The sequence below is a fragment of the Erwinia sp. AK-PDG3-5 genome, assembly GCF_056821705.1.
In genome coordinates, this window is the sequence record NZ_CM165967.1 from 3,686,527 (window position 1) to 3,702,367 (window position 15,841).

Below are 15,841 nucleotides of genomic sequence, written 5' to 3' on the forward strand. Positions count from 1 at the left end.
ATTTTTCAGCGGCGGATCCTGCGTGATAACGTCTTGCAATCAATCCCTTACTTCCGAACGATTATGCACAGCAGCCAACGACTGACGCTTCGCCCGGTCACCTCCGCAGATGCCCAGGCCTTATTTGCTATCTATGGCGATCCGGCGACCAACCTGTTCAATCCCGCCGGCCCGTTTTCCAGCCAACAGGTTGCCGATGAGGTGTTGGATAAGTGGCTTGCACACTGGCAGCAATTTGGCTTTGGCTATTGGGCGCTGACGCTGACAGGCAGTGACGAGGTGATTGGCTTTGGCGGCCTGACGGTGCGCCAGGTGAATCAGCAGGATTTCATTAATCTGGGGTATCGCTTTAGTACGCTGGCGTGGGGAAAAGGGCTGGCCACGGAGTTTGCCCGGTGGGCTGTTGATTTTGGCTTTCGGCAGCTCGGCATGACCGAGATTTCCGCCACCGTCAGGGAAAATCACCTGGCATCGCAAAAGGTGCTGATCAAAGCCGGGATGCGCTGCACCGGGATGATCCTCGACGTGGAGGGCTTTCAGCCCAGCTTATTTTTTACGGTTCGTCAGGATGCTGGGTAGCCTCTGGCTCCTCCGGCACATCGTCCGGGAGGAGCGACTGCAGAAAGGATTTTTGCTTGCGGGTTAACGCCCAGCCGGCTAACGGCCCCTCTTCTTCAACTTCCCGGTTGTCATCGTCCTTCCCTGCAGTCATGCCGGCATTCCCCACAGCAGGAGGAGTGCCCAGAAGGCAATACACCCGATGATAATCACCAACCAAACCTTTCCTCTGGTCGACATTAGGATCCCTTATACGTGGCAATCAGTTTTAGACTGGTGGCCAGTATAAACAATCAGCAGAGGTGATCAACTTTCGGATTATCCTTAACGAATTAATCACATTTTTAAACCTTATCTGATTTCGCTTTCACTGATTTCTAACTCACTCTCCTCTTCGCCATTTTCTTCGACATCGGTTTCTTCGGTGTCAAACATCGCGGTCTGGATGTCTTCTTCGGCGATTGTCGGGTTAAGTGCCGCCGCCAGCGGTGAGCTGGTCAGGCTGGCAGGCAATACCACGTGCGGGATCGGCGCGTCGGTAATAATTTGACGCTGTCTGCTGGCCAGCCAGCTGATCACCGCAATCACACAGCCACAAAGGCAGAAGAAGACGTAAAGCATATTGCACCCTAGCGGCTGCATAATCGCGCCGGTGACCAACGGCCCGATACAGGCACCGACGCCGTAGGCCATCAGCAGACAGGCGGTCAGCGAGACCCGGCGTTCAGGTGCGACGATATCGTTGGCCATCGCCACAATCAGCGGATAGAGCGAGAACTGCATCATGCTGGTGATAAACGCCACCACCACGATGGCGAAAAAACTGAAGTGGAAAGGCATGGTCAACGGTAGCGCAGCGAGGATATAGAACAGTGCGGTAAACAGCAGCAGGCGGCTGCGGTCGATGCGGTCAGACAGCCAGCTTAGCGGGAACTGAGAAACCAGCCCGGCAAAAATGGTGATGGCCATAAACAGGCCGGTTTGTTGGGTACTGAAGCCCAGCTGGCTAGTGTACACCGGGGCCATCGCGTAGAACGCACCGATCGCCATGCCGGTCGCCAGCGTCACCAGCAGAATGCGGGGAATGGCGCGGAAAAAGTAGCCCAGTTCCATCGGCGCAGGCGTCATTGGGTGCGGATTGGTGCGGGTGGTCAGGGCCATCGGCACCAGGCAGAGCGCAAAGCACAACGCGACAATCAGCAGGCTTGAAGGCCCGGAGCCAATCTGCGTCATCAGGATGATCTGCCCGGCGGAGAGGCCAAGGTAGGTGGCGACCATATAGAAGCCAAAAATCAGCCCGCGCTGCCCGGTTTCTGCCCCATCATTCAGCCAGCTCTCCAGCACCATGTACTGGCACATCATGCACAGACCGATCACCAGCCGCAGGAAGATCCACATCGGCAGATAATCTGTCAGCCCGTGCCCCAGCACCGAGGCGGTAATGATCCCCGCGCAGGAAACGTAGGCCCGGATATGGCCGACGCGGGCAATCAGGTTGTGGCCGACTTTGCCACCCAGCACCAGACCAAAGTAGTTAGCGGCGGTGATGGCACCGATCATGCTGCCGCTAACCGCTTCATGGGCCAGTCGCAGCGAGACATAGGTGGTTAACAGGCCGGAGCCCAACAGCATCAGTAACGTGGTGGTGTAAAGCGGTAAAAAAGTGCCGAGGACTTTTTTCATGACGGCTCCCTGTCGTAATCGTTCCGGGAAAAACCCAACCTGAGCCGTCAACAGTAGTCGCTATTCCGCCCGACAGGCAAGTTAGCTAGCGATCTTGCGGAGGATTCCCATCGCCAGAAGGGAAATACAGTGAAAAACGGCTGTGTCCGGACTGACTCTGCACCGCGTAACGTCCCTGATGCAGTTGCATAATGCCGCGCACAATTGACAGCCCCAGGCCGCTGCCGGTCGACGAGTCATGACGTGACGTGTCAGCACGATAAAAACGATCGAACAGCCGCGCCTGTTGTGCCGCTGAAATGGTTGTGCCCTGGTTTGCGACCGCAATCGTCACGCCGCCCGGCTCGTTCTGCTGGGTAATGGCGATGGTACTGCCGACATCGGCATAGCGGATGGCATTCGCCACCAGATTCGCCACCGCGCGGCGCAGTAACTCGGCATCCGCGTAAACCGTCCCCTGTTGCGGAAACACCAGCTGGATTTCACGCTCTTCCGCCGGGCCTTCAAAATAGTCGACCAGCGGTTGCAACACCTCAGATAACGGCTGCTCAACACGGTTGATCGCCTGGCTGGCATCCTCTGCCCGTGCCAGAAACAGCATGTTGTCGATCATTCTTGCCAGTCGCTGCAGTTCCTCAAAGTTTGATCCCATCACCCCAAGGTAGTAGTCATTGCTGCGTTTCTGCGTCAGCGCGACTTCCGTCTGGCCGAGCAGATTGGCGATTGGGGTGCGCAGATCGTGCGCCATATCGGCCGACACCTGGCTCAGTTGCTGAAAGCTGGTTTCCAGCCGATCCAGCATCTGGTTGAATGCCGCCACCAGCGATAGCAGTTCGTGTGGCACGTTGGTCAGGGTGATGCGCCGCGACAGATGGCGAACGTCGACAGCGGCGGTCTCCTGCGCCAGCCGGTGCAAGGGCCGCAGGCTGCGGCGCGTCAGGAACCAGACCATCAGCGCCGCAATCAGCGTCGCCAGCACAATCAGCACGCCAATTTGCTGGCGATAGTCGCTGAGCGTGGCGGTGCGTTCGGTCATCAGCCTGCCGGTAATAATTTCCAGCTGGCCGGGGCCGTCACGGGTTTGCGCCAGCGCCGCCGCCGAGATAAACGGCGTGCCGTCATGGGTTAGCTGGTGATGCACGCTTGCCAGGCGAAGCGTCTGGCCCAGCGCGACCGGCGTCAGATCCGGGATCGCCGCATGGCCAGGGTTGACTTCGATTAACGGCGGCTGACCGGGAAAACGCAGCACCAGCAGCGACTCGGTATTGCCCAGCATATTGGCAAACAGTTTTGGCTTGTCGCGGATCAGCTGCAGCGCGTCTTCGTTAAGTAGCAGCGTGCGGATCTGCTCCATGCGCGACAGCAAGGCGCCATCATCACGCACGCTGATTTGCCGGGCCAGCGAGTGATACAGCGCCATACCGACGAGGATCATCACCAGTAGCACCATGCCTGAAATCAGCAGCGACAGGCGCGTGGTCAGCGAGAGCAGTTTCATCAGGATCCATCACCTTCACAGCGATAACCGACGCCGTGCACGGTGTGGATCAGCGGCGTGGCAAAGGGCTCGTCCACCTTCTGCCGCAGCCGGCGAACGGCCACGTCGACCACGTTGGTATCACTGTCGAAATTCATATCCCACACCCGCGAGGCAATCAGCGTGCGGCTCATCACCTGGCCGGGATTCAGCATAAACAGCTGCAGCAGATTGAACTCTTTGTTGGTCAGGTCGATGCGCAACCCGGCCCGTTCGACGCGGCGTTTCGCCCTGTCCAGCTGCAAATCACCAACCTGCAGCAGCTCATCACGCTTGACGTTCGCGCCGCGCCGCAGTGCCGTGCGGATCCGCGCCAGCAGCTCGGCAAACGAGAAAGGCTTGACCAGATAGTCGTCGGCACCCAGTTCCAGCCCTTTGATCCGGTCTTCGACGGTGCTTTTCGCGGTAAGGAAAATAACCGGGATATTCTGCGCATCCAGCGTTTTCATCACTTCCCAGCCATCCAGCTCCGGCATCATCACGTCCAGCAGGATCAGGTCGTAATGGTATTCCTGCGCCATAAACAGCCCTTCGCGACCGTTTACCGCCACATCAACCACATAGCCAGATTCGGTGAGGCCGCTGCGCATGTATTCCCGGGCTTTGGGCTCATCATCAATCACCAGAATTTTCATCGTCTTCTCCAGAATAGCGGGCGCAGCGGACAGGATTACTTAAGCGCGTGTTGTGCAGCCTGCTCGATCAGTGCGGCAACCTCTTTCGGGTGCGACTCGTACACCGAATGGCTGGCCCCGGCCACTTCCACCGTGGTGCTGTGGGCGCGTTTGGCGTACATGCGTTCTAAATCAGGATTAATGATTTTGTCGGCTTTTGCCACCATGTACCAACTTGGTTTGGTTTTCCATGCCGGATCGGCAATATTTGCGGTAAACACCGAGGCTGAGGTCGGCATTTGCGCCTGGGCTTCAAAATCCGCCTGCTTCGCTGAAAGGTCGGCGGCAAAGTCACTGTGGAAGTTTTGCGGCGCAATCATCAGGAAGCCGTCCGGCGTTTTCATAAACGGATGGGCGGCATTGGGGAATTTCTTGCCGTTAATGGCTTCGGTTTCGCCGTTATCCAGCGCATGGGCAGCGATATAGACCAGACCCGCCACATGCGGATCATTGCCTGCCTCAGTAATGATCGCGCCGCCATAGCTGTGCCCCACCAGGATTGCCGGACCCGTTTGCTGTTCGAGAATGCGTTTAGTGGCGGCCACGTCTTCCGGGAAGGAAGTCAGCGGCTCCTGCACCAGCGTCACCTTGTAGCCATCGTGCTTAAGGATGTCGTACACCGGACGCCAGCCCGAGCCGCCAACAAATGCGCCGTGGACCAGCACGATATTGTGAACCGGTTGCGCCATCGCCGCGCTGCTTGCGCCTGCCAGCAGAAAAGCGCCGGTGATCGCCGCCAATTTCAGTTTTTTTTTCAGTGATGCGTTCATGTTGCGTTCCTCAGGAGAATGTTGGGTTTACGCTGAGGAGTTTACGGCCCGGCAACTGACGACGGCATGAGCGAGTTATGACAAAAGAATGACATTAAAAAAGCCGTTACCTCAAATCAGGTAACGGCTTTCTGTTATGAAAGTCGCTTACAGCCCGTAAGCCGTTAAATCCGGCCCGGCAGGAACAATGCCATTGGGGTTTAATGCCTTAATCGAGTAATAGCCCTGTTTAATATGATCGATATTCACCGTTTCCCGCACGCCGGGAATATCCAGCATTCGTTTGGTGTAAGCATCCAATGCGGCATATTCATTGAGCTTGCGCTGATTGCATTTGAACAGGCCATGATAGGCCGCGTCAAAACGGATCAGCGTAACAAACAGGCGGATATCCGCTTCGGTAAGCCTGTCGCCGGTCAAAAATGCCCGGCCATCGCTCAACCGCTGTTCCAGCTTCTCCAGCATGGCGAAGACGTCATCGCTGGCTTCCTGATAACTGATCTGCGTGGTGGCAAAACCGGCGCGATATACGCCGTTATTCAAGCGTGGATAGATTTCCGCGTTTAATGCCTCAATCTCACTCTGCCAGTCCGCGGGATAGAGGTCGAAACTGTGACTTGCCAGCTCGCCAAAGCCGCTGTTAAACATGCGCACAATATCGGCTGACTCGTTATTGACGATAGTGCGGGTTTTCCTATCCCACAGCACCGGCACCGTTGCCCGACCGGTAAAAGTGGCATCGGCCTGGGTGTAAAGCTGATGCACCCACTCGGCCTGATTCAGTTCATCCTTATTTGCGCCAGGATAGTCACCAAAGTGCCAGCCTTCATCCAGCAACCACGGTTCGACCACCGACAGGCTGACCACCTTCTCCAGCCCTTTCAGCTTACGGGCGATCAAGGTGCGGGATGCCCACGGACAAATCAGCGCCACATACAGGTGATAGCGATCTACTTCGGCTTTGAAGCCCGCTTCACCGGTCGGTCCGGCGGAACCGTCTGGGGTGACCCAGTGGCGAAAGCTTGAGGTCTGACGGACGAAACCGCCCTTCTCATCGGTGGCCTGCACCGGGTGCCATTCGGCCGTCCATTTTCCATTAACCAGCATAGTTCCTCCCTTATCCTTTCAGCGGGGTTGGCTTCAGGGCATAGGGTGCGCTACGGGTATCAGTCATGGTGGTGTCCTCTCAGTCGTTGATGAGAGGACTCTATCTTATTTCCGGAATGATGATTATCCAGCGGTTCTGAGGATGTTTTATTCCATTATGGAAACAATCACCAGCCCTGTTCCCAGACGGGCTCGCCGGCAAAGGCTTGGACCAGATAATCGATAAAGGTGCGGGATTTATGGGCCAGGTATTTGGCCGGTGGATAGAGGGCAAACAGGCCGAGCGGCACAATCTCGCTGGCGGCGAGCACCGGCACTACCTCTTTATTCTTCAGGGCTTCACCGGCGACAAAAGAAGGCAAGCGGGCGATGCCCAATCCGGCAATGGCGGCTTTTAAGCACACCTCGGCATTGGAGAACTTCAGGCGTCCGTTAACCGGCTGCCCCTGCAGCGCCAGCTTCTCGTCCTGAAACGGCCAGCGCCAGGGATCGCGGAAGTTGGTATCAATAATGCAGTCATGGCTTGCCAGCGCTTCCCAGTGCTCGGGCGTGCCACGCTCCGCCAGATAGCCCGGCGAGGCAACGGTGATAATGCGGATATCGCACAGCTTTCGCGCCATCAGGCTGCTGTCCGCCAGCTTGCCGATGCGCAACGCCAGATCGAAGCCTTCATCCACCACGTTCACCGCCCGGTCGGCAAAGCTGACGTCCAGTTCGATACCAGGATAGCGCCGCGCGAAGTCGATCAGATGTGGGGTGAGCTGGGTGGTGCCGAAGGTCACGGGCGCAGAGATACGCACTTTTCCGGCCGGGGCAGCCGATGAGTTGCGCACCGAGTCATTCAGCGCATCGTAATCCGCCAGCAGCACCCGGATTTTTTCATAATAGGCGCGGCCCACGTCGGTGGCGGCCAGCGCCCGGGTGCTGCGGCGAAACAGCTGCACACCGAGATGGTGCTCAAGGCGGGAAATGAGTTTAGACGCCTGGCCGTGGCTGGTGCCCAGACGTTGAGCAGCGGCGGTAAAGCTGCCGGTTTCCATTACCGCGGTAAACATCCGGTCGCAATCCAGTCTTTCCATCTCTCGTCTCCTGACGCCAGAATCAGCCCCTAAAATAGCGGCTCCGCTGAATATTCCCAACATTTACCTGCGCATCAATGCACAGCAAGGCGGCAGGGGTTGAATTCCCTCTTTTTGCTAGCAAAAGTAATCCCGAATTTGGCCTAAAGTTTATGCCGTTATTACCGATGTATTGAGTACTTAACCTAAACACCTGCCAACATCATGACCTACTTTAAACCTGTCGAACTTATTTTATTATCCGTAACAATAGCTTACTGCTTTACCATGTCGTCATGGTTCTGGTAGCCACGGATCAGGGTACGCCGAAGTAACGCAGCAGCGAGGTAACCACGGCCGCCGCCAAAATCACGCCGATTAACGGCACTTTTCGCCAGGCGAGGATCATCGCCACCGCCACGCCCGCCACGCGCGCAGTTCCGGCAAAATGCAGCCCTTCATAAAACGTATTCCCTAACGCCACGGCCAGCAACAGCGTGGTGGCGGCATCGGACAGTAATGCCCGCGTGCGCTCGGACAGCGCCATACGGTTGCCCAGCTTCACCCCGGCAAAACGCATCAGGTAAGTGCCGACAGACAGCAAGGCGATCCCGGCAATAATTAATTCATTCGACGGCATTATTTTTTCCTCGTCAGTAAGCCCAGCATCGAGATCAGCACCGGCATCCCCACGGCGACAAACGGCGTCACCGCCAATGACAGCAGCGCCCCGGACGACGCCCTGATCAGCGTGGTTTTCGATTTCAGTGACGGGATCACCAGCGCCAGCAGGATCGCCGGGAAGACCGCATCCAGGCCGATCGCATTGATATCCGGCAGCAGTTTACCCACCACGCTTCCGGCCATCGCGCCAACCGGCCAGACGATCGCCACGCCCAGCCCACAGAGCCAGTACGCGTCTTTACGCTGTTTCGCGGTGGATTGCGACAGACCAAACACCACGCTTTCGTCATTCATAATGTGGCATCCCAGCAATCCCTTAAGATGGGTGCCGGCCAGATCCCGCACCGCGATGCCGAAGGGAAAGTGTCGGGCGTTAACCAGTAATCCCGCCACCGCCGCCGCCAGCGGATTGCCGCCGCTGGCGATGATGGCAACAAACATAAATTCCGATGCCCCCGCCAGCACAAACAGGGTGGAGAACAGCGGTACCCATAACGGGAAGCCATAGGCCGTGGCCAGCGAACCGTAGGAAGCGCCCACTACGCCGACGGCGAGGCACACCAGATAAATGGCTTTTTTGGTCTGCGAGTTCAGGCTGGAAAATGCGTGCATAAGCATAAAGTTTTACCATATCGAACGAAATCGCCATTATAATGAACGCAACATACAGCGAGATCAAGCGAACGATTCGTTCGATTAAATGAACAAAGAGGACCACCATGACCCAGCCGATCAGCGTTATTGCCGCAAGCCTGGTACGGGAACGCACGCGTGCAGGTTTATCGCTGGCCGAGGTCGCCCGTCGGGCGGGGATCGCCAAATCCACGTTATCGCAACTGGAATCCGCTAACGGCAACCCGAGCATTGAAACGCTGTGGGCCTTGTGCGGCGCGTTGAACATCCCGTTCGCCAAATTACTTGAGCCGGTCAGCGCCAGCACTCAGGTGATTCGCCGGGGTGAAGGCAGCAAGGTGGTGGCTGAAAAGGCCGATTATCAGGCGATTTTGCTGGCAACCTGCCCGCCTGGCGCCCGCCGGGATATCTACCTGCTGATGGCGCAACCGGGATCGGAGCGTCAGTCTCACCCCCATCCGTCGGGATCGGTCGAGCACATTATTGTCACCCAGGGCCGCGCGCTGTTGGGGCTGAAGGCAGCGCCAGAAGAGTTAGGCGTCGGGGATTACATCTGTTACCCCGGCGATCAGGAACATATTTTTGTCGCGCTGGAACCCGATACGCTGGCGATCCTGGTGGCTGAACAAAGTTAACCCCCCTTCCAGTAACTGCCCTGCTCACCCGCAGGGCAGCGCGCAGGCTTCTTATTACCCACACAACCCGGCGAAAGCGCAAAGCGGTCCGGCGAGTTTTGTGATCCAGATCGGACTGCGCTGACGGCAGCAGATTTCTTTATGTTGACGACAGTCAGCTACCGCTTCGGCTGATTATTCTCCGCTAAGTTAGCAGCACACTTACAGAGATTGCATTGAGGCTGAAATGGATAAGATCTGGTTTGGTACGGCGTATTACCGCGAATATATGCCAGAGGAGCGGCTGGAAAAAGATATCGCCATGATGAAAGCCGCCGGTATCAACTATGTCCGCATTGCCGAAAGTACCTGGAGCACCTTTGAACCGCAGGAAGGGGAATTTGATTTCACTTCGGTGATCACCGTGCTTGACCAGATGCAGGCCAACGATATTAGCGTGATTATCGGTACGCCGACCTACGCTATTCCTGCCTGGCTGGCAAAGAAATATCCTGAGGTGATGGCCGTGACGCCGCAGGGGCTGAATAAATATGGTCCCCGGCAGAAGATGGATATTACCAGTCCAGTCTATCGCTATTATTCCGAGCGGATTATCCGCAAGCTGTTAACGGCCACCGCGTCCCATCCCGCCGTGATTGGTTTCCAGGTCGACAACGAAACCAAATATTATGAAACCAGCGGCCCGGCCGTGCAGATCGCCTTTGTTAAATATCTGCGGAAAAAATTCAACGACGATCTGCAGGCGTTAAATCAGGCATTTGGTCTGGATTACTGGAGTAATCGCGTGGATGCCTGGGAAGATTTCCCGTCGGTTCAGGGCACCATTAATGCCAGCCTCGGCGCTGAGTTTCAGGCCTTTCAACGCCAGCTGGTGATCGATTTTCTGCGCTGGCAGGTTGATCTGGTCGGCGAATATAAATCGGCCGATCAATTCGTCACTCATAACTTCGATTTTGACTGGCGAAACTGGTCGTTCGGTTTGCGAAGCGAGGTCGATCACTTCGCTGCATCTGAGGTCGTCGATATCACCGGCGTGGACGTTTATCATCCCAGCCAGTCGCGGCTGACCGGCGCCGAAATCGCTTTCACCGGGGATATTGCCCGCACTACCAAGGATAAAAATTACTTTGTGCTGGAAACCCAGGCTCAGGCCTTTAAGGACTGGACGCCTTACCCTGGCCAGCTGCGTCTTCAGGCGTTTAGCCATATCGCCAACGGTGCCAGCCTGGTGGGCTACTGGCACTGGCATTCAATTCATAATTCGTGGGAAACCTACTGGAAAGGCCTGCTCAGCCACGATCTGCTGCCTAACCCGGTCTATAACGAGGCCTGCGTCATTGGCAAAACGCTACAGCGCTTAACGCCCGAACTGAGTGGCTTAAGCAAAAGTAATCGCGTGGCGATGCTGGTCAGTAACCGTGGACTGACCGCCATTGACTGGCATCCGTGGCGCGGACATCAGTTCGGCGGCGATAAAAACCACCAGTATAACGATCTCTTCCGCAGTTGGTACGATGCCCTGTACCGCCAAAATATCGAGATGGATATTCTTGATGCCGACAATCCGCGTATCGACCGCTATGACGTGCTGATTGTCCCCTTGCTGTACGCAGCATCCGATGCGCTGTTGCAGCGACTCAATGCCTTCGTCGGGCAAGGCGGCCATATCATTTACTCCTTTAAATCCGGCTTTGCCAATCAGGATCTAAAGGTGCGCACGGCTATCCAGCCGGGCATTATCAGCGAGGCCTGCGGCGTGACCTATCAGCTGTTCGTTGAGCCTGATGAGGTGCAGCTGTCCACTGAGACCTTTGCGCTGACGGAGGAAACGGGCCAGGTGACTGACTGGATGGAGCTGCTGGAACCGGTATCGTCACAGACCGAAATTTTGGCCCGCTATCAGCATCCGCAGTGGGGAAAATATGCCGCCATCACCCGCAATCAGTTTGGCAAAGGGACGGCGACTTATATTGGCTGCAACCTGTCATCCGCCGGAATGGAGCAGGTTTTCTCAACCCTGTTCAGCACGCCGGCGTTGTGTTCATTAAGGTCGGAAGTGAGTTTCCCGCTGATAATCCGACGGGCGCAAAGTAAAACGCAAAAGGACCTGTGCTTTATCTTTAATTACTCTCAGACGCCGCAGCAGCTGCGAAACCCGTTGGGGCAAGCCACTTCGCTGATCGATAACCGGCAGGTTGAACCGGGCGAAACGCTGGAAATAGCCGGTTGGGATTTTGTCATTTTATCTGGCGGAGAAGCGGTATGAAGAGTGATGGCGTGGCAACCCAGCCGATTGGGCTGAAAGAGCGTCTTTCTTTTGGCCTTGGCGATTACGGCACTAACCTCACCTACACCACGATGGTGACCTTTCTCGCCTATTACTATACCGACGTGGTGGGCGTGTCAGCATTACTGGTGGGCTCGTTAATGTTCCTTGCCAGGGTGCTTGATGGCCTGCTGTGCATCTGGGTGGGTGTGCGTATCGATATGACGCAAACCCGGCTGGGAAAAGCCCGGCCGTGGGTTCTCTGGACCGCCATCCCGTTCGGGCTTTCCACCTTTCTGCTGGCCTGCGTGCCGGACAGCAGCTATGCGGTTAAAGTCACCTGGGTGTGCGTAACCTATTTGCTGGCTAACATTCTGTTTACCGCCAATAACATCGCTTATGGCTCGTTGCTGGCGTTGATTACCCGCGATACCGTAGAGCGCGGCGTGTTAAGCGTCTTCCGCAAAGGCCTGTCGACCTGCGGATCGCTGACGGTCGGCGTCATTACGTTGCCGTTGGTGGCGTGGTTCGGGAACAGCAGCGGTGCGTGGATGACCATCTTCGCCATTTATGGTTTTTTCACCGCGCTGTTTCTTACCATCACCGCACTGGGCACCCGTGAACGTATTAAGCCGGTACGGCAAGATAACCGCGAAAACATTGAGCTTAAGAAAGTGCTGCCGGCAATACGGGCGAATAAATACTGGCTGATGATCTTTATGTATTTAATGATCACCTTTACCAGCCTGACCGCGCTCAGCACCGTCAGTGTTTATTACACCAAATACATTCTGAAAGACCTGTCGATGATGTCGTGGGTCAGCGTGGCGCAATATTTACCGGGATTACTGACGCTGACGGTTATTCCCTTTTTAATTAAACGACTGGGCAAACGTAAGCTGGCGCTGAGCGGATTACTGGTCTGCTGTATTGGCTATCTTCTGCCGCTGTTCGATCGTCAGGATGCCTTCTTTGTGATTGCGGCGACGGTGGTCAGAAGCATTGGCTTCTGCGGCATTGGTGCCACCATGTTCGCCTTCCTTGCCGACACCATCGATTACGGCGAATGGGTCTCCGGCTTACGTATTGAAGGGATTTTATTCAGTGCGGGCACGCTGGGACAAACGGTTGGCATGGGGTTGGGAACGGCAAGCGTCGGATGGTTGTTAAGCCTGGCCGGATTCACCAGCGGAGGCGGCATGCAACCCGCCAGCGCCATTCAGATGATCCAGTTCCTGTTTATATTCTTCCCGGTGATCCTCGCGGTGGCCAATATCGTCCTGCTCTATTTCTACAAGCTGGATGCTATTTATCCTCAGGTTGCCGCTGACCTGGCAGAAGGAAAGTTTGCACAGCCGGTTGAAGCAGAGCTGCCCGTAACCCCACTGCAAAATTAGGCTGCGTTGAGCGCAGGTACTCCGAAATTTGAGAAGTTGTGAGCCGCATCGCTGCAGGGTTAATTCCCCAGGCTATGCTGCTCAACTCTTTATTCTGTCGGCAGGAAGCGCAGCCATGGCGCATAGTGAAGATACCGGGATGCTGAATTTTTCACCTCTCTACAGGCGATTTACCTTCACCGCATGGATGGTGGCAGGATTCACCCCAATATCCCGCGGAAGTAAGCTCGACTTTTATATTAACCGGGCTGCCGGCATGAAGGGCCACGTGTTAAATATCACCCTGAAAGGTGAAGGGAAAATTCATACGTCCCAGGGCAGCTTTGTCTGCCAGCCGGGCGAAGTGCTGCATTTCCCGGCTGGCGTACCGCATCATTATGGCCGCAGCGAACATAGCGAATGCTGGGACCATTTGTGGATCTATTTTATTCCGCGAACCTACTGGATTGACTGGCTGCAGTGGGACAATGTTCGCGATGGCATCGGCCGCCTGACCTTTACCGCCGCAGAAGACGCCAGTCAGATGCAGGCGCGATTTATGGAAGTGATCCAGCTGAGCGTCAGTCAGGAACCGTTATCCGAAGCGCTGGCAATGAATGCCGTTGAACGGGTGATTCTGGAGTGCTTCCGCGCGCAGCCCAATTTGCACCGCCACAAATGCGATCCCCGCATTGAAGCACTTTGCCAGTATCTGAACGAACATATGGCTGAAGAAACCACCATCGAACAGCTGTCCCGCCGTGCCTGCCTTTCCCCGTCACGCCTTGCCCACTTATTTAAAGAAGAGACCGGCCAAACGGTCTTTGCCTGGCGTGAGAAACAGCGTATTGCCCGCGCCTGCCTGTTGCTAAGCAAAACCAGTTTTGCTATTACCCATATCGCGTTAACGGTCGGCTACACCGATCCGCTTTATTTCTCCCGCCTGTTTCGAAATCATATGGGAATCAGCCCACGGGAATTTCGCAAGAAATAAGGTCTTTGCCGGGAAACTGCCGAACATGACTTGCGACTGCGCGGCCTGTCACGCTGGCCGAAAACGGCGGGAAAGGATCATCAGCAACACAATTCCGCCGCTCATCAACATCCATGCCGTATTCAGTGACGCCGTGCTGTCCAGCACCATGCCAGCGATCAGCGGCATGGTTGCGGCGATGATATAGCCTCCGCCCTGAACAAAAGAGAGGAGTTTACCTGCTTCTTCCGGCGTTTTGGCGTGGTCAAAGGTCACGATCAGCGAGAGAGGAAACAGTGCGCCAATTCCCAACCCCAGCAGCAAGGTCGACAGGATCGCGGTCTTTCCTCCGAAGAACACCAGACAGAGCAGCCCGGCCAAAATCATCAGCAACACCAGCAGTAAAGGCGCGCGTCTGTCGGTGAAACGGTGGATCACCGCCGAAACGATAAAGCCGGAAACCACTTCGGTTAAGGTCAGCGCGGCGAGCAGAAAGCCGCTGTTACGTGCGCTCCAGCCTTGCTCAATATAAAACGGCGGCAGCCAGACCAGTACCAGCGTGTAAGCGCCGGTCCCGATGCCAAAAAAAGCCAGCAGCAGCCAGGCGCGCGAGGCCGAATACGTTGACTGAACCGGTTGAGTCGCCGCCTGCGGCTGATTTTTTTCGGCGGCGAACCAGATGATAAGGGCCAGCGCTGCCGGCAACGCCGCCAGGCCGAGGGCATAATTCAGCCCCAACGAAACCGAGAGCGGTTCTGCTGTTGCCGCCGCCAACGCTGCGCCGCCCATAATCCCGGTTGAAAACAGCGCCATCAGCGTACCGGTATGCCGGGCGCTGCGCCGCTTGATCAGGGCAGGCATCGCCGCCTGCACCAGGCCAATGCCCATTCCGCCCGCCAGCGCAGTTGCCATTAACCCCCCGCCGGACGTATAAAACCCTCTGAACACGCAGGCAAATGTAATAATCCCTAAGCCGGCTGCGATGCCCCGCGCGTAACCGACTCGGCGCAACACCTTACCGCTGGCCAGCGCGATGATGCCCATCATCAGCACCGGCAGGGTCGTTAACAGGCTGATAGTGGTGCCCGTCAACTGCTCCTGCCGTTGTAACAATGGCAAAAGCGGCCCGACAGCGGCCATCATTGGCCGCAGATTAAGGCCGACCAACAGCACAAGCAGGGCAAACAGCGTAATGGCAGAGAATGCAGATTTCATAACCGACTCCTTCGGATAAGGCGTTGCTCAGCAGAGATGTGCTGGCAGTGTGAATTGATTTATCTTAACGTTAAGATAAATTTTGCCTTGCCGATAGTTGGTGAGCACTAATGAACATGTTAACCACAAAGAATTAAGGGAAATGATGCCAGATCATGTTGATTTCGTTATCGCTCAATGGGCTGACGCCATGCCGGATTTGGATGCGTCGTCGATGGCGGTGTTCGGCAGAATGTTAAGGATTATGAAGCAGCTGGGCAAAGCCCGGGCCAGCGCACTGGCGCCGTTTGGCTTTCGTGAAGGTGAGTTTGATGTGCTGGCCACGCTGCGCCGTGCCGGAGAACCCTTCCGCCTGACGCCCACCCAGCTTTTCACTTCGCTGCTGGTGACGTCCGGGGCGATGACCAACCGGTTAAGCCGGCTGGAAGCCAGTGGGCTGATTGCGCGGATCCCGGACCCGGCCGACAAGCGCAGCATGATGGTGGGCTTAACGCCAAAGGGATTAACGCTGATTGAGCAGGCGCTGGTGGTACATACGCAAACCCAGGATCGGATGCTGAAAGGGCTCAGTCAGCCGCAGCAGATCGCCTTACAGGATCTGCTGCGCCAGATGCTGGCGGAAGAAGAGAGTGAGTCGAGGATTTAACGGGGCGTCGATCGGAGGGATCGATC

At 56.2% G+C, this 15,841-nt stretch carries 16 protein-coding genes; 6 read left to right on the forward strand and 10 right to left on the reverse strand.

Features of this window, described 5'->3' with window-relative positions:
• Positions 1 to 63 precede the first annotated feature (63 nt).
• Positions 64 to 579 carry a GNAT family N-acetyltransferase gene (locus tag AC1UKS_RS17200; RefSeq protein ID WP_482434642.1) on the forward strand — a complete coding sequence of 172 codons (516 nt, stop codon included), beginning with the start codon at positions 64 to 66 and terminating at the stop codon, positions 577 to 579.
• Here AC1UKS_RS17200 and AC1UKS_RS17205 read toward each other — a convergent pair.
• The 9 genes from AC1UKS_RS17205 to AC1UKS_RS17245 form a co-directional block, all read right to left on the reverse strand.
• Positions 554 to 712, reverse strand: a complete 159-nt coding sequence (locus tag AC1UKS_RS17205; protein WP_482434643.1) for a hypothetical protein — start codon at positions 710 to 712, stop codon at positions 554 to 556. The two genes, AC1UKS_RS17200 and AC1UKS_RS17205, sit on opposite strands and share 26 nt — an antisense overlap.
• Positions 713 to 909: 197 nt before the next feature.
• Complete coding sequence (locus AC1UKS_RS17210; RefSeq protein WP_482434644.1) at positions 910 to 2,241, reverse strand: MFS transporter; 1,332 nt, start codon at positions 2,239 to 2,241, stop codon at positions 910 to 912.
• An 85-nt stretch (positions 2,242 to 2,326) separates the two neighbouring features.
• Positions 2,327 to 3,739, reverse strand: a complete 1,413-nt coding sequence (locus tag AC1UKS_RS17215; RefSeq protein ID WP_482434645.1) for a heavy metal sensor histidine kinase — start codon at positions 3,737 to 3,739, stop codon at positions 2,327 to 2,329.
• Entirely contained in the window at positions 3,739 to 4,413 is a 675-nt protein-coding gene (locus AC1UKS_RS17220) for a heavy metal response regulator transcription factor (protein ID WP_265909841.1), read from the reverse strand. The genes AC1UKS_RS17215 and AC1UKS_RS17220 overlap by 1 nt, the downstream gene beginning before the upstream one ends.
• A gap of 35 nt (positions 4,414 to 4,448) precedes the next feature.
• Positions 4,449 to 5,222 (reverse strand): alpha/beta hydrolase, encoded by a 774-nt coding sequence (locus AC1UKS_RS17225; RefSeq protein ID WP_482434646.1) that lies wholly within the window; start codon positions 5,220 to 5,222, stop codon positions 4,449 to 4,451.
• A 147-nt stretch (positions 5,223 to 5,369) separates the two neighbouring features.
• On the reverse strand, positions 5,370 to 6,329 hold the full coding sequence (locus tag AC1UKS_RS17230; RefSeq protein ID WP_482434647.1) for a glutathione S-transferase family protein: 960 nt from the start codon (positions 6,327 to 6,329) through the stop codon (positions 5,370 to 5,372).
• Positions 6,330 to 6,496: 167 nt separating this feature from the next.
• The gene (locus AC1UKS_RS17235) at positions 6,497 to 7,408 is read right to left on the reverse strand and encodes a LysR family transcriptional regulator (RefSeq protein WP_482434648.1); all 912 of its coding nucleotides are present in this window, start codon (positions 7,406 to 7,408) and stop codon (positions 6,497 to 6,499) included.
• A 295-nt stretch (positions 7,409 to 7,703) separates the two neighbouring features.
• Positions 7,704 to 8,027, reverse strand: a complete 324-nt coding sequence (locus tag AC1UKS_RS17240; RefSeq protein ID WP_482434649.1) for an AzlD domain-containing protein — start codon at positions 8,025 to 8,027, stop codon at positions 7,704 to 7,706.
• Positions 8,027 to 8,689, reverse strand: coding sequence for an AzlC family ABC transporter permease (locus AC1UKS_RS17245; protein ID WP_482434650.1), 663 nt, complete (start codon positions 8,687 to 8,689; stop codon positions 8,027 to 8,029). Before AC1UKS_RS17245 ends, AC1UKS_RS17240 begins: the two co-directional genes overlap by 1 nt.
• Positions 8,690 to 8,790: 101 nt before the next feature.
• On the opposite strand from AC1UKS_RS17245, the gene AC1UKS_RS17250 reads away from it, so the two are divergent.
• From AC1UKS_RS17250 to araC, 4 genes are all read left to right on the forward strand, one after another.
• Complete coding sequence (locus AC1UKS_RS17250) at positions 8,791 to 9,339, forward strand: helix-turn-helix domain-containing protein (protein WP_265909435.1); 549 nt, start codon at positions 8,791 to 8,793, stop codon at positions 9,337 to 9,339.
• 226 nt (positions 9,340 to 9,565) lie between these two features.
• On the forward strand, positions 9,566 to 11,605 hold the full coding sequence (locus tag AC1UKS_RS17255; RefSeq protein ID WP_482434651.1) for a beta-galactosidase: 2,040 nt from the start codon (positions 9,566 to 9,568) through the stop codon (positions 11,603 to 11,605).
• A complete protein-coding gene (locus AC1UKS_RS17260) occupies positions 11,602 to 13,002 on the forward strand; it encodes an MFS transporter (RefSeq protein WP_482434652.1) in 1,401 nt (466 codons plus the stop codon). Before AC1UKS_RS17255 ends, AC1UKS_RS17260 begins: the two co-directional genes overlap by 4 nt.
• Positions 13,003 to 13,117: 115 nt before the next feature.
• Entirely contained in the window at positions 13,118 to 13,975 is an 858-nt protein-coding gene (gene araC, locus AC1UKS_RS17265) for an arabinose operon transcriptional regulator AraC (RefSeq protein WP_482434653.1), read from the forward strand.
• 48 nt (positions 13,976 to 14,023) lie between these two features.
• On the opposite strand, the gene AC1UKS_RS17270 is transcribed toward araC, so the two are convergent.
• Positions 14,024 to 15,169, reverse strand: a complete 1,146-nt coding sequence (locus tag AC1UKS_RS17270; protein ID WP_482434654.1) for an MFS transporter — start codon at positions 15,167 to 15,169, stop codon at positions 14,024 to 14,026.
• A gap of 145 nt (positions 15,170 to 15,314) precedes the next feature.
• On the opposite strand from AC1UKS_RS17270, the gene AC1UKS_RS17275 reads away from it, so the two are divergent.
• Positions 15,315 to 15,815: a MarR family winged helix-turn-helix transcriptional regulator gene (locus AC1UKS_RS17275; RefSeq protein WP_265909472.1), complete on the forward strand. Its 501-nt coding sequence runs from the start codon at positions 15,315 to 15,317 to the stop codon at positions 15,813 to 15,815.
• The last annotated feature ends 26 nt before the right edge of the window (positions 15,816 to 15,841 follow it).